The following is a 13,639-nucleotide window of genomic DNA, read 5'->3' as shown; positions in this document are numbered from 1 at the left end:
CCAGGATAGTGCGCACATTAACGGCGCTACCGGGGTCCGGGGCAACAGGCTCACTCTAGCTGAAATCGAACCAGGACGGTAGGGCGCTCAGCAAGGGGTCCACGCCGGCGTCCCGGCGAGAGCCGCAAACGTAAATGGCGGCGCCGTCGAACAGAGCGGGTGGCGGGCATAAACTAAAACAAACCTTGAGCAGTTCCACCGTGCTTGATGGCGTCCCGACCAGACCGAGGAGGCGTGACCCATGGCCAGAGTTCGATGTTCGAGAATCGTGCGGCATGTGCCTCCACTGGCTGGACGTTTCGCCTTCCGGGGCAAGGCCCATCCGGATGCCCGCCATGGGTGACGGCAATGACGCCATGGCTGAGGGTCTTGATAGGAGCATTTGCAGAGAGTTCCTGGAATTACCGGTTACCGGCGCGGCGATCTCAGTCTTCGCCGGAATGGCGCCGGAGACGATTCTGTGCGCCAGCGACGGTGTCTCGGCAAGGATCGAGGAGCTACAGTTCGATCTGGGGGAAGGGCCGCGCTGGGAAGCCCTCAAGAGCCGCAGACCGGTGCTTGTCCCCCACGTGCGCAGGGGCCCGCACACCGATTGGCCGGTCTTTGCGAAGTCGCTGCTGGACCTGGATGTTGCGGCCCTTTTCGTTTTCCCCCTCGCGCTCGGCGCGCTGGATATTGGCGTCGTGGAGCTCTACAGTACCCACCCCGGCCCCCTCAGCCCGGCAGGGCATTCCAGGGCCCTGGAGCTAGCCGACGGGGCGACCTGGCGGCTACTGAGCCAGCTCCTGACCCTTGACCCGGGAGCCCACCCCGACGTCCCGTCAGGTGATTCTCCGCTGTCACGCCGGGAGGTCCATCAGGCCACGGGGATGATCCTGGCTCAGGCGGGGACCTCCGCCCGGGACGCCCTGCTCCTGATGCGGGCGCACGCCTTTGCCCGTGGACGCACCGTACGGGAGGTCGCCCGGGACGTTGTCAACAGGACCCTTGACTTCACCCCCGAGGGCGACTGACGTGGACGCATACAGTAGAATTCGGGTATGGCGATGATAAGCCGCGCTGGCCGCGTGAGTGCGGCCTTTGTCAAGATTGCAGACACACTCGTGGCCGATTACGACGTCTTCGACCTGCTCCATACCCTGGTTGATGAATCGGTTGGCATCCTCGACGCAGCTGCCGCAGGACTGGTGCTGGTCGATCCCGCCGGCGATCTCCAAGTCATGGCCTCAACCAGCGAAGAAAGCCAACTGGTGGAAGTCCTCCAACTTGAGGCGGGTGCGGGCCCGTGCGTGGACTGCTACCGGACCGGAGCTGTCGTTGCCATTGATGACATCGAAGCCCAGGGCGACCGCTGGCCGCTGTTCCAGTCCTCCGCCCTGTCCCAGGGATTCAGGTCCCTGCACGCCGTTCCGATGCGGCTGCGTAACCGGACCATCGGTGCTTTGAACCTCTTCGGCCATGAGACCGGCGCTCTCCCGGCCGACGACGCCGCGATTGCCCAGGCGTTCGCTGACGTGGCCACCATCACCCTGCTGCAGGAACGCGCCGCGAGGGAAACCGCCCTGGTCAACGAACAGCTGCAGCGCGCGCTGAACAGCCGCATCCTGATTGAGCAAGCCAAGGGCGTCATCGCGCACACCTCGAACGCTGACATGAATGCGGCGTTCTCACTCTTGCGTGGCTATGCCCGCGCCCACAACCAAACCCTCTACGAAACCGCCGACAAGGTCATCAACCGCAGGGTTACGCTCTAGCCCGCGAGCGACGGCGAATCCACACGGTGCCCCGGCGCCTTCATTCGGCTGGCCGGTGTTGCGCCGTCCGCGCGTCTGTAGTGTCCACGGTGGTCTCCCGCCGGAACGTGGCACCATGGGAACATGACTCCCGCTCACGGTGTTTCCGGCTTCTTCCGGCGTCCGCAGCCCATCAAACCCAGGGCCGGTCAGGAATCGGTGTGGGACTATCCGCGGCCGCCAAGGGTGGAACCGCGATCCGAACGGGTGATCGTGCGGCTTGGCGGCGAGGTGATTGCCGATACCACCGATGCAGTGCGAGTGCTGGAGACAAGTCATCCCCCCGTCTACTACTTGCCGTTGGACTCATTCCGTGCCGGTGTTCTGGTCCCGGTCGAAGGCACCAGCTTCTGTGAGTTCAAGGGAGAAGCGCACTACTTCGACGTCGTCGCCGGCGGAGTCGCCGTTCCCCACGGCGGGTGGACCTACCCGGAGCCCACCCGCGGGTTCGAGGCGCTCAGGACCCGGGTCGCCCTGTACCCGGGCCACATGGACTCCTGCGAGGTCGACGGCGAACGGGTCACCTCCCAGGCAGGGGACTTTTACGGCGGCTGGATCACCACGAACATCGTTGGTCCGTTCAAGGGCGGCCCGGGCACGTCCGGGTGGTGAGCACTGTGGCCTCGCGCCGGCAATGACTTCGTCCTGCTCCGGCCGGTCTCAGCCCGCCGCAGGTGCTAGTGTTCGGTGGCTGCCGCTGCAGCCTTTTTGGCGTCTTTCTCCGCGTCCTTCTCGGCGCGCAAAGCCTCCGTCTCGTGCTGTTCCTCGGCTTTTTCCTGGTGGATGACTTCAGCGAAAAGCTTCTCCATCTCCTTGGCCACCCCCGCGGCTGACGCCGGGTTCTGCCCGGTCACCAGCCGGTCATCGACTACGACCTTCTCCTCAAAGACGCCAGCGGAGACGTGTGTTGCGCCTTGTTCCTCCAACCGGTCTGCCAGGAAGAACGGGATGACCTTGTCCTTCCCGGCCGCCACCTCCTCCTCGTTGGTGAAGGCAGCTACCTTCCTGCCCTCGACGAGGCGCAGTCCGTTCTCCAATTCCACGTTCAGCAGGCCGGCCGGTCCGTGGCAGACCGCTCCTACCAGGCCGCCGGCGTTGTAGACACTGGCTACCAGCTTCTGCAGGCCGTCACTGTCCGGGAAATCCCACATGGTGCCGTGGCCGCCCACGAGGAACACAGCGTCGTACTGGTCGGGATCAACTACGTCGACCCGGGCAGTGTTGTAGAGGCCGGCGCGCGTGGCCTCGTCCTCCGTGAAGGCAACCTGGATTGGATCTGCCGGGTCCACCTCGTCGCGCGGGGGTTGGCCGCCGTGGATGGACGCGAAGTCGACGAAATGCCCGGAATCCTTGAAGACCTTCCAGGGATGTGCCGCTTCGGCTACGTTGTAGCCGGTCTTCTCCCCCGTATCGCCGATCTCGGAAACGCTGGTCAGTACCATGAGAATTTTTTTCATGAAGTGCTCCTTCTGTCTCACCCCACCCTACGCCCGGCCCCTCCGCCGCAGAGGGACCAGGGGCCGGAGCGGGCCTAATCCTGTGAAGCTGCCGTACTGGGTTCGGACTCCGCCGCGGAGTCCCTGGTCGAGGGGGCGGCGGCCTTGTTGTCGGTGGCGGGCATCGCGATAACGGCAACGACGGTGAGGACGGCACCGGCGAGGACGGCCAGGAAAACAGCCCCGGACGCCGTGACGACGGTGTGCGGATCCGTATGGCCGCCCGGAGTGCCTGCATAGATCGCGTTGGCAACCGCGCCGAACACCGCGACACCGATGGAACTGCCGATTGACCGCGCGAAAAGGTTGGTGCCGGTGACAACTCCGCGCTCATTCCAGTCGACGCTTGACTGGGCGGCAATCAGGCTCGGGGTGGCCACCAGTCCGAGTCCGAGTCCCACGATGAAGCAACTCGCCGCCACCAGGAGAACGTTGGGCGTGGAGGCGGTGAGGGCAAGTACTGCCGTACCGATGACCGTGATCGTGATGCCGATCAGCGCGGTCTTCCGGAACCCCATCCGCAGATAGAACCGGCCCGATTGCGAAGCACTGATCGGCCAGCCGATCGTCAACGCCGCCAGCGCGAGACCAGCCAGGATCGGGGAGGTCGAGAGGGCTCCTTCGAGGAACGTGGGAACGTAAGAAGTGAGGCCAAGCATGACCGCTCCCACGCCAAAGGAGATCAGCGCTGTCGTCGCCAGCAGCCGGCGGGAGATCACCCACGGCGGCAGGACCGGCTCGGCAGCCCGCCGCTCAACGAGGATGAACGCGGCGAACAAGAGTGCCCCGCCGGCGAACACCGAAACGCTGATGGCGGAAGTCCAGCCCCATGCCTGTCCGCCTTCGAGGGCACCAAGAATAATCAGGGTCAGCGCGACAGTCAGCAGGCCCGCCCCCAGGTAATCGACCCGGTGCTTCGTGCGCTCGACATTCTCGTGGAAAGTTCGGAGCAGCATCCACCCCCCCAGGAGGCACAGTGGGATGTTCACGAAGAAGATCCCGCGCCAGAAGCCCAGCGCGGAAAACACGCCGCCGAGCGTCGGGCCAACCACGGAGGACACCGCCCACACGCTCGCAAGGTACCCTTGCACTTTCGCCCGCTCGGTCAACGTATAGATATCGCCGGCGATCGTGATCGCCACGGGCTGGACGGCTCCGGCGCCCAGGCCCTGCAGCACACGGAACGCAATGAGGGCCGGCATGCTCCATGCCACCCCGCAGAGGATCGAGCCGAGGAGGAACAAACCGATGCCGATCAGGATGATCGGTTTACGGCCGACGACGTCGGAAAGCTTTGCGTAGACCGGCACGGACACGGCCTGCGCCAACAGGTAGGCAGAGAAGAGCCACGGAAAAGACGCGAACCCGCCAATGTCGTGCACGATCGACGGCACCGCAGTGGCGACGATCGTCGAATCGATCGCGACCAGACCCGTCGAGAGCATCAAGGAAATCAGTATGGGGCCGCGCTTCGAGCGGAAGCCGACTCCCTCTGCAGGCGTTGCCGTCACGTCATCTCATTCCAGTCGTCATCAAAGCGCAGCGCGCAGACCAGGTTCGGTTCCTGCTGCATAACTGCCTGGTTCAACGAAATAGTCCCGGTCCCGGCGAGGAATTCCACGGCAGTGATGGCCGCACCCCCTTGGATTCACCGGGCCCCCTCACCGCTCGGGGCCGGGGGCCCGGGGACTTAGTCGGCGGTACCCGCCTTCGCGGCGTAGGCGGTGGCTTGGGTCCGCACCTGGCGGATGTAGGGACCGGACTGGTTGTAGGCGTAGATGGCGTCGGTCCAGCCTTGCGCGGTGGAGAGGTCCGGGCCGTGGGCGCACAGATACGTCGCCGCGCTGAGGGCGGCGTCGTCGATATTGAACGGGTCCGCCGTTCCATCCCCGTTCCCGTCCCGCCCGGCAAGCTGCCAGGTGGAGGGAATGAACTGCATGGGCCCGACGGCGTGGTCCCAGCGGGAATCGCCGTCCAGGGCACCTGCATCCGTGTCCGCGATGGCGGCGAACCCGGCGCCATTGAGGCTCGGGCCCACGATGGGGCCGCTCGCCTGTCCTGCGGAGTTAAGGCTGCCACCGCCGTACGTTCCGTGCGCTGATTCGACGGAGCCGACAGCCGCCACCGTGTTCCAGCCGATTCCGCACGTCGGAGCGGAATCGTTGGCCGTGGCGGCCGCAGCAACGTAGGCGCGGAGCGCGCGGGGAGGGATCCCGGTCTGCGCGGCAGCACGGATGAGCCACTGGGCATCCGGGCTGCGGGTGACGTTCACGGCGGTAGTGATGCCGGCGGAGGACAGGTCCATTTTCGCCCCTGCGCGCGGCGGTGCGGGATGGACCCCGCTGGCTGCGCCGGGCTGCCGGGTTACCCAGAACGAGAAGGCGGCGATGACGCACAGTGCGAACAGGCCGAAAACTAGAAAGCGTCGTAGACGGAGCACTGACTAATCAAACCATCCATGTCAGTAACCGGTTGACGAAACGGACCGCGCTGGGAGCAAGGAGGTCGCCGGGCCGGTCGCGGTTGCTTGGCCGGATCGCCCCCAATGGCTTACTGCCGAACAGGGCGGAGACGGGGAAACAGTGCCTCGGCGTTTCCGCGGTCAATCGCGGCGCGGAGTACGGGATCCAGCGGGTAATTCTCATACTTCATGTCCAGGAAATCGATCGCCGCGGAGGGGGCGAAGGGAAAGTCAGTGCCGTAGGTGATGCGGCCCGGGTCAGCAACCTCGAGCAGGCTGGGCAGCGCCGCCGGGCTGGCGGACAGCGCGACGTCGTAGTAGAAACGCCGCAGGATGGACTGATTCTTATCTCCCAACGCCGCCAAGGCGCCGAGAGCCAGATCCGCGTCGAGGAGCATCGTCAACAGGATCCTGTAGGCAATGTCAGGGAACGAAACCTCCTGCGTGGGCCAGGACGAACTTGATCCCGGAGAACTTCTCCATCGCCCCGGACAGGATCAGGCTGATCGCAGAGCGGGTGGTGTCGAGCAAGAAATCCGCGGCAAAAGAGGGTATGCCCGGCACCGCCGGAGCCGGGAGGTCACCGGGGTGGACGAAGACCACGGCCCGGCGGTGGTGCAGGAACGCCAGCAGAGGTTCAAACCCCGGATCTCCGAGGTAGCGGCCGTCATTGTTGGCCAGAAGTACGATCCCGTCCGCGAAGAGTGTGTCCAGGGCGTACCGGGCCTCCGCAAGGGCACCTTCCACGTCCGGCAGTGTGAGCGTCGCAAAGAACCCGAATCGATCCGGCCGGTGGGCCACCACCCCCGCACAGAACTCGTTGACCTCCCGCGCCTTCAGCCGCGCTTCCATCGCATCCCCGAAGTAGACGCCGGGCGTGGACAGGGAAAGGATGCCAGTCTGCACCTCGTGCCTGTCCATGAACTTCAACGCGGAGCGCTCGGACCACGGCGGCAGGCCCATCCCATCGGGGTGTATCCCCTTGTCACGCATCCACCGCGCATACGCAGGCGGAAGGATGTGCTGGTGAGTGTCGATGCGGTACGGCGGGCCCATCCGAGTCCCCTGCCAACAGGTTGTATCACTGATCTGCGGGCGACCAGCGCATGCTAACAATCTACTCGCAGAACGGGTCCGGGAGCAGACCACGGGACGCTTTACGGAGTTCGGTCCGGTCGGGCAGTTCCAGACGTTTCCCGCCTACAGCAACGTCTCACCCAACAAGAGCATCGTGGGGCCACGCCAACGCGCATCAACGAAAATCGACCCCGAAGGGGTCCATCGGGGTCAGAACCAATTCCTGCGGTCATAGCAGCTGACTTATCAGCGCAGCCGCTCCCTTCGCTGCGGCGGCGTGTTGCCTCAGTACTGACGCCCCACCGCGGTCGGCCGGGACACTGACAGCCAAGGACGCCAAGACTCTTCCCGCGGGATTGCTTACCCAAACTGCAACGGCGTGGAGCCCATCGAGACTTTCACCCAAGTTGAGGGCGTAGCCCTGCCGCGCCACGTCACCTAGTTCCTCCAGGAGCGTCTTCATACTGGTGTTGGTGTGCTCGGTCATTCGGGTCAAACCGGACGAAAAAAGTGCCCGGACGTCTGCCGGTTCCATTGCCGCGAGCAACATCTTGCCACCGGCAGTTGCGTGTGCTGGCAGCAGCGCTCCGGTCCGGCCCGTAACCCGCACCGGCCGCTCGCACTCAACACTCTCAATGAACCTGGCACTGCGGCCCTCCAACACAATCAACTGAACTGTCTCGTTGAGGGTGGCGGACAAGTCCCTCATCAATGGTTGCGCTGCCAGCCGCAGTTCGGGTGTACCCGCGGAAGAAAAGGCAAATTCGAGCAGCGCGGGTCCTGGCCGGTATGCACGGGAGTTTCGTTCCTGCTGTACAAAGCCTTCGTGGGCGAGCGTCATGAGCAGACGATGGGCGGTGGAACGTGCCACTCCCAGCTCCCTGCTCGCGTCCGTTACTCGCACGACGTCCATCTCACGAAAGAGCGTCAAGAGGCGTAAGGCGTTGGAGACGGACTCGATGGCATACGGTGGCAAGGCCGATTCGTTCTGCATGGAAGAAAGTTTTGCATACCGGTTCTTCAGATCGCAACAAGCGCTTACGTTGGTTCCGATGTCGACAGCGGGGCCAGGTCCCTCAGCCCCAAGGAGGAGAAAAGCGTGAACGTAAACAATGCAGGCGACCGGAACGACGGAGATCCGGCAACTGAATCCGGCTCCGGGAAACAATTGCAGGTGGCCATCATCGGCGCCGGAATCGGCGGCTTGGTGCTGGCTCTGGAGCTGCACCGGGCGGGTATTTCGTGTCGGGTGTTCGAGGCCGCTCCCGAAATTCGGCCCCTCGGTGTAGGAATCAACGTGTTGCCCCACGCCACGGCAATCCTGGCCGGTCTCGGGTTGGAAGCGTCACTGGACAAGGTGGCGGTCCCCACTCGGGAGGCGGTTTTCTACAACCGGTTCGGACAGTTTATTCACGCCGAGCCGTCTGGACGCTACGCCGGTTACAACACCCCGCAATACTCCATTCACCGCGGCGATCTTCAAAGGATTCTGATGGACGCGGTTGCGGAGAGGCTGGGTACGGACGCCATTGTCACGGACCATCACTGCGACTCGGTGGACCAAGATGACGCCGCAGCATCGGCAAGCTTCACCCGTGTCAGCGACGGCACGCCTTTGCCGTCGGTCCGGGCGAACGCCGTTATTGCCTGCGATGGAGTTCACTCAGCGATTAGGAAGCAGTTCTACCCGGACGAAGGTGAACCTCGGTACTCCGGTGTCACGATGTGGCGCGGAGTCACCGTGGCCAAACAGTTCCTCACGGGAGCAAGCATGGTGCGGGCCGGCTGGCTGGCCAGCGGGAAGATGGTTATCTACCCCATCCGCAACAACGTTGACGCCGAGGGCAACCAGCTCATCAACTGGGTGGCGGAGATTGAAACGCCCCAGCGGGCGCGGCGGGACTGGACACGGGAAGGCCAGTTGGAGGACTTCTTCGATGCGTTCAAAGATTGGCGATTCGACTGGCTTGACGTTCCAGCCTTGATTCGGGGCGCCGAGAGTGTGCTTGAGTACCCGATGGTGGATCAAGATCCGCTGCCGCGGTGGACCTTCGGCCGCGTGACCCTTCTTGGGGATGCGGCGCACCCGATGGTTCCTCGGGGGTCCAATGGTGCAGGGCAGGCGATTATCGACGCGCACCGGCTCGCTGCCCTGATGGCAGACGGACGCGAGCCGGCCCAAGCACTACGTGCATACGAGGCCGAACGCTTGCCACGTACCTCTGCCGTGGTGCTGGCGAACCGCGCTGCCCCGCCGGACACAATCATCCGCGAGGTTTGGGAGCGAACCGGAGACCAGCCCTTCGACCGGATCGAAAACGTAATTAGCGGCCAGGAGATCGCCGCCATTTCGCGCCGATACCAGCAGATCGCGGGATACAGCCTCGAGGAGTTGAAGGCCGCCGCAAGCCCCGCCAACTAGGAACAGGCAGCTGGATCTTGTGCCCTCCCGTTCAGGTCCCGCCCCCGGGTCCTGCAGAATCAGAAGGAAAGTCATCCCATGCCCGAAGTGCCCTTTCGCTACGATCCCCTACATACGGCCCTCGTCATCATCGACGTGCAGAACGATTTTTGTTCGCCAGCCGGCTCGCTGGCCCGATTAGGCTTCGATGTCACCACAGCACAGCAGATCATCCCCGGCCTCTTGGAGCTCGTAACCGCCGCCCGCCGAATTGGGCTGCCCGTGTTCTTCGTAAAAACGCTCCACGACGAAAGCACGGATTCGCCGCAATGGTTGGGCCGCGTCGGCGATGGACCCGGAACCGAGCGCACCGGCCAGACCTGTAGGACCGGAACATGGGGCAGCGCATTCTTCGAGATTGAGCCCATCCCAGGGGAATCCGTGGTGACCAAAAACCGCTTCAGTGCCTTCGTTGGCACGAACCTCGACCTCCTCCTGCGTGCCCGCGATATTCGGTCGCTCCTCTTCACCGGGGTGACGACCGAAACTTGCGTGGAATCAACCCTTCGCGATGGCCTGTTCCGGGAGTATTACGTGAGTTTGGTCGAAGACTGCGCCGCCTCCTACAACGAGGATGCCCATGCGGCATCGGTGGACATCGTCGCAGCCAACTTCGGGACCGTGGTTCGGCGCGATCAGCTGCTGGGCTTCTGGCAGGACTCACAGCTACGACGGCGCACAACTCCGATGCAGGAGACGGCCCACGGGCGCCCTATGTCACCTGCGGTTATCCCACCTAGCAGAATTACCATCGACTAATGTTCTGGACCACGGCCTAACAGTAACGTGATCCACGTCTCAACCTATGAAAATGGAGTTACCATGAAACGGATTTCCCTGGCTGGCGGCCTCGCCGGCCTTGCCCTGGTGCTGTCGGCGTGCGGCGGCTCGAACGCAGCGGCGGGACAGAACCCCACCTCAAGTTCCCCGGTGAAGATCAATGTGGCCGAGACCGCCGGCATCCCCTCCGCGTTTCTGAGCTACGGCGTCCAAAAGGGTTTCTTCAAAGATGAAGGGCTTGAAGTCAGTGTAGACACCAGCACGGGCGGTGCCGCCGCTGTCCCCGGACTCGTCAGCGGCGGCCTCCAGCTCGCCGGCTCCAACACTGTGAGCGCGATCCTGGCCGCAAGCAAGGGGCTGCCCATCAGTATCGTTGCCCCCGGAACGTTCGCTTCGGAAACGCCCGAGAAGGACTTCTCCGCCGTGCTTGTCGCCAAAGGCAGCAGCATCAAGGAGCCGGCCGACCTCGCGGGCAAGACAATCGCAGTCAACACTCTCGAGAACATCGGTGACGTGTCCATTACCGCAGCCCTCAAAAAAAGGGGTGTGGACGTGAGCGGCATCAAATTCGTCGAGGTCGGATTTCCTGACATGCTCGCGGCGGTTGAAAGGGGCCAAGTCGACGCCGCATGGGAGATCGAGCCCTTCGTAGCCATCGGCACCGCAGCGGGAGACCGCCCAGTCCTGTGGCCCTACGTAGACGCGCATCCAGGCCTGATGGTCGGTTCCTTCCTTGCAACAAACGAATACCGCAAGCAGAACCCCAAGGTCATCGAAGCTTTTAAGAAGGGAATCAGCAAGACCGTTCAAGCAGTTTCCCAGGACCCCGACGCGTTCCGTTCGGCACTGCCGAAGCTAGCGAAGGTCAAGCCGGAAGCGGCAAAGTCCATGGTTTTGCCGGTCTGGAAGGTAGACGTCGACCCTGAATCCCTGAAGTTCATCGAACAACAGATGCGTGAGCAGGGCGTCAGCAGCAAATCCGTCGATATCTCAGCTCTTGTTGCTGGCTAGGACCCCTGATGTCACCCAGCAACCGGAAGCGGTAATGGCCGTGACGGACGGAGACGGAAAGGGACCCGGCGTGAAGACGAAAACTACCACCGCGAGCACTACTGCTGCGGGTCCGGCCGGCGGAAGGAAGGGTATCACGCAGCTTCAAGGGGCAGCGGGCGTGCTGGGCTTTCTCCTAGTGTGGGAGCTCACGTCGCGCCTGGGTATCGTCGAACAGCGATTTCTCCCCCCAGCCTCGGAAGTAGTTGCGACGCTCTTCGCCGATATAGGCCTGACGTCCTACTGGATGGCGGTGGCCGACACCATGCTGGCGTGGTCCCTCGGGCTCACAGTAGCCACCGTGCTGGCCGTGGCGCTCGGCTTCATCATCGGATCTTCGAACTTTTTACGTAATTCCACCCATTCCACAGTCGAATTCCTACGCCCCATACCCTCAGTGGCGCTTATCCCGTTGGCTGTGCTGCTTTTCGGCGTCAAGCTCGAGTCCTCATTGATGTTGATCGTCTACGCCTCGTTCTGGCAGGTATTTATCCAGGTTCTATATGGGGTTGCAGATGTGGATAACGTCGCAATGCAGACGGCCAAGTCCTACGGCTTGGGTACTATCGCCCGCGTTCGCCATGTGGTGTTTCCGACCGCCCTCCCGTATCTGATGACCGGTTTACGCCTGGCAGCCTCTGTTGCACTGATTCTGGCCATCACAGCCGAGCTCATTGTCGGGTCCCCCGGACTGGGCCGCGAAATCGCGCTGGCCCAGTCCGGCGGCGCAGTCTCGGGGATGTACGCCCTCGTACTGGCGACTGGCCTGATCGGCGTGCTCATTAATGTGGTCATGCGATTGGTCGAGCGTAAAACTCTGTCCTGGCATTCCTCCGTTCGATCCGAGGTGATCGTGTGAAAGTCCTTCACGGAATCTTGTATGCAGCGACGCTGCCAGCTGTCCTGATTCTCACGTGGTGGGCCGCGACGGTCGGCACCACGAGCTTCTTTGTACCGACGCCCTCAATCCTGGCTACCGCGTTCGCCGATACGTGGTTCGGTGACCGTATAGCTACCGACGTACTACCCAGCCTTGGCCGCCTTCTCATAGGCGTCCTCTGTGCAATCATGCTTGGAATCGTCGCAGGCCTGCTCATCGGATCGCTCAAGTGGCTGCGGGCTTTCACGGAACCGGTGCTGGAGTTCTTCCGCGCAGTGCCGCCACCTGTGCTGGTGCCCGTGTTGATGTTGCTGATGGGCATCACGGATTCGATGAAGATCGTCGTCATCATCTCCGGCTGCATCTGGCCGGTCCTGCTGAACACGATCGAAGGTGTGCGGGCCATCGATTCCGTTCTCTCCGACTCGTCTCATACTTACGGAATCACCGGCGCCGCGAGGATCCGATACCTCATACTCCCTTCCGCCGCCCCGCAAATCATGGCCGGCGTACGCCAATGCCTTTCCATCGGCCTGATCCTGATGGTGGTTTCCGAAATGTTCGCATCCTCGTCAGGGCTCGGATTCACGATCGTGCAATTCCAACGCTCGTTCGCCATCCCCGAAATGTGGTCCGGCATCGTAATCCTCGGCTTGATCGGCGTCGCCCTGTCCTTAATCTTTCAATTCACCGAACGCCGCATCCTGCGTTGGTACCACGGCTTGCGAGAGGTAGAAAATGCCGTCTGAAATCACCGAAATGAACGTCGTCCCGAGCGGGGCTGCGGCCCCCAGCGGCCGTACCCTGCCGGACGGGCAGGCCGTGCTCTCCGTCCGGGACCTAAAGAAGGTATACCAGACCGACGGCGGCCCCGTAGAGGCGGTACGCAACCTCACATTCGACCTCCGTGCAGGGGAGCTTGCTTGCCTCGTCGGCCCCTCGGGCTCCGGCAAGACGACCCTGCTCAAATGCATCTCAGGCTTGATGACGCCCACGGAAGGCGAGGTCCGCCTTGACGGCGCGAAAGTATCGGGTCCCCCGAAGAAGATGGCGGTTGTGTTCCAGGAATATGGCCGATCACTTTTCCCTTGGATGCGGGTCCGCGAAAACGTCGAGCTGCCGTTGAAAAATCAGGGCACGCCCAAGCCCGAGCGGGACCGGCTTGTCGACGAAGCACTGGACGCCGTGGGCTTGTCGCACGTACCCAGATCCTACCCTTGGCAGCTCTCCGGCGGCATGCAGCAACGCGTGGCGATCGCACGTGCGGTCGCCTACCAGCCCGAAGTATTGCTGATGGACGAGCCCTTTGCTGCCGTGGACGCACAGACCCGCGCGGACTTGGAAGACCTGATCCGGAGTGTCTGGATGAAGCTCGGTATCACGGTCCTCTTTGTCACCCACGACATCGACGAATCAATCTATCTGGGCCAGCGCGTTATTATCCTCTCCAGCTCGCCCACGGTCATCCAGGAGGACCTCATCATTGACCTCCCGGACGAACGCGACCAGCTCAACACCCGCGCCCTGCCCCGCTTCACCGAGCTGCGCCATCATGTCTACGAGCAGATTCAGCTCGCCAAGCAGGGCCACCGCCCCGCGGCAGCAGCTGTATAGCGTCGTCAACGCAATAGGGAACAACGA

The 13,639-nt window shown here is 63.1% G+C and carries 15 protein-coding genes; 9 read left to right on the top strand and 6 right to left on the bottom strand.

What is annotated here, in order from left to right:
• Positions 1 to 275: 275 nt before the first annotated feature.
• The 3 genes from ACUYM2_RS08250 to ACUYM2_RS08240 all read left to right on the top strand — a co-directional run bounded on the left by ACUYM2_RS08250 (position 276) and on the right by ACUYM2_RS08240 (position 2,405).
• Positions 276 to 1,013 carry a GAF and ANTAR domain-containing protein gene (locus ACUYM2_RS08250; RefSeq protein WP_481599633.1) on the top strand — a complete coding sequence of 246 codons (738 nt, stop codon included), beginning with the start codon at positions 276 to 278 and terminating at the stop codon, positions 1,011 to 1,013.
• Between the two features lie 27 nt (positions 1,014 to 1,040).
• Positions 1,041 to 1,754, top strand: coding sequence for a GAF and ANTAR domain-containing protein (locus ACUYM2_RS08245; RefSeq protein WP_481599632.1), 714 nt, complete (start codon positions 1,041 to 1,043; stop codon positions 1,752 to 1,754).
• A gap of 123 nt (positions 1,755 to 1,877) precedes the next feature.
• On the top strand, positions 1,878 to 2,405 hold the full coding sequence (locus ACUYM2_RS08240; protein WP_481599631.1) for a DUF427 domain-containing protein: 528 nt from the start codon (positions 1,878 to 1,880) through the stop codon (positions 2,403 to 2,405).
• Between the two features lie 65 nt (positions 2,406 to 2,470).
• Here ACUYM2_RS08240 and ACUYM2_RS08235 read toward each other — a convergent pair whose 3' ends face one another.
• The 6 genes from ACUYM2_RS08235 to ACUYM2_RS08210 all read right to left on the bottom strand — a co-directional run bounded on the left by ACUYM2_RS08235 (position 2,471) and on the right by ACUYM2_RS08210 (position 7,821).
• A complete protein-coding gene (locus ACUYM2_RS08235; RefSeq protein ID WP_481599630.1) occupies positions 2,471 to 3,250 on the bottom strand; it encodes a type 1 glutamine amidotransferase domain-containing protein in 780 nt (259 codons plus the stop codon).
• Positions 3,251 to 3,324: 74 nt separating this feature from the next.
• Complete coding sequence (locus ACUYM2_RS08230) at positions 3,325 to 4,734, bottom strand: MFS transporter (RefSeq protein WP_481601438.1); 1,410 nt, start codon at positions 4,732 to 4,734, stop codon at positions 3,325 to 3,327.
• Between the two features lie 245 nt (positions 4,735 to 4,979).
• Positions 4,980 to 5,594, bottom strand: a complete 615-nt coding sequence (locus tag ACUYM2_RS08225; RefSeq protein WP_481599629.1) for a lytic transglycosylase domain-containing protein — start codon at positions 5,592 to 5,594, stop codon at positions 4,980 to 4,982.
• Positions 5,595 to 5,839: 245 nt separating this feature from the next.
• Positions 5,840 to 6,148, bottom strand: coding sequence for an amidohydrolase family protein (locus ACUYM2_RS08220; RefSeq protein ID WP_481601437.1), 309 nt, complete (start codon positions 6,146 to 6,148; stop codon positions 5,840 to 5,842).
• A gap of 25 nt (positions 6,149 to 6,173) precedes the next feature.
• The gene (locus tag ACUYM2_RS08215; RefSeq protein ID WP_481599628.1) at positions 6,174 to 6,743 is read right to left on the bottom strand and encodes an amidohydrolase family protein; all 570 of its coding nucleotides are present in this window, start codon (positions 6,741 to 6,743) and stop codon (positions 6,174 to 6,176) included.
• A 313-nt stretch (positions 6,744 to 7,056) separates the two neighbouring features.
• Complete coding sequence (locus tag ACUYM2_RS08210) at positions 7,057 to 7,821, bottom strand: IclR family transcriptional regulator (protein WP_481599627.1); 765 nt, start codon at positions 7,819 to 7,821, stop codon at positions 7,057 to 7,059.
• A 105-nt stretch (positions 7,822 to 7,926) separates the two neighbouring features.
• On the opposite strand from ACUYM2_RS08210, the gene ACUYM2_RS08205 reads away from it, so the two are divergent.
• The 6 genes from ACUYM2_RS08205 to ACUYM2_RS08180 all read left to right on the top strand — a co-directional run bounded on the left by ACUYM2_RS08205 (position 7,927) and on the right by ACUYM2_RS08180 (position 13,612).
• On the top strand, positions 7,927 to 9,249 hold the full coding sequence (locus tag ACUYM2_RS08205; protein WP_481599626.1) for a flavin-dependent oxidoreductase: 1,323 nt from the start codon (positions 7,927 to 7,929) through the stop codon (positions 9,247 to 9,249).
• Positions 9,250 to 9,327: 78 nt separating this feature from the next.
• Positions 9,328 to 10,047: a cysteine hydrolase family protein gene (locus ACUYM2_RS08200; protein ID WP_481599625.1), complete on the top strand. Its 720-nt coding sequence runs from the start codon at positions 9,328 to 9,330 to the stop codon at positions 10,045 to 10,047.
• 63 nt (positions 10,048 to 10,110) lie between these two features.
• The gene (locus ACUYM2_RS08195; protein WP_481599624.1) at positions 10,111 to 11,079 is read left to right on the top strand and encodes an ABC transporter substrate-binding protein; all 969 of its coding nucleotides are present in this window, start codon (positions 10,111 to 10,113) and stop codon (positions 11,077 to 11,079) included.
• Between the two features lie 70 nt (positions 11,080 to 11,149).
• Complete coding sequence (locus ACUYM2_RS08190) at positions 11,150 to 11,977, top strand: ABC transporter permease (protein WP_481599623.1); 828 nt, start codon at positions 11,150 to 11,152, stop codon at positions 11,975 to 11,977.
• The gene (locus tag ACUYM2_RS08185; protein ID WP_481599622.1) at positions 11,974 to 12,747 is read left to right on the top strand and encodes an ABC transporter permease; all 774 of its coding nucleotides are present in this window, start codon (positions 11,974 to 11,976) and stop codon (positions 12,745 to 12,747) included. The genes ACUYM2_RS08190 and ACUYM2_RS08185 overlap by 4 nt, the downstream gene beginning before the upstream one ends.
• Positions 12,737 to 13,612, top strand: coding sequence for an ABC transporter ATP-binding protein (locus ACUYM2_RS08180; RefSeq protein ID WP_481599621.1), 876 nt, complete (start codon positions 12,737 to 12,739; stop codon positions 13,610 to 13,612). Before ACUYM2_RS08185 ends, ACUYM2_RS08180 begins: the two co-directional genes overlap by 11 nt.
• The last annotated feature ends 27 nt before the right edge of the window (positions 13,613 to 13,639 follow it).

The sequence above is a fragment of the Arthrobacter sp. SD1074B genome, from assembly GCF_056780195.1.
The sequence above is the reverse complement of the archived record's forward strand: the minus strand, read 5'-3'. Positions and strand labels throughout refer to the sequence as shown.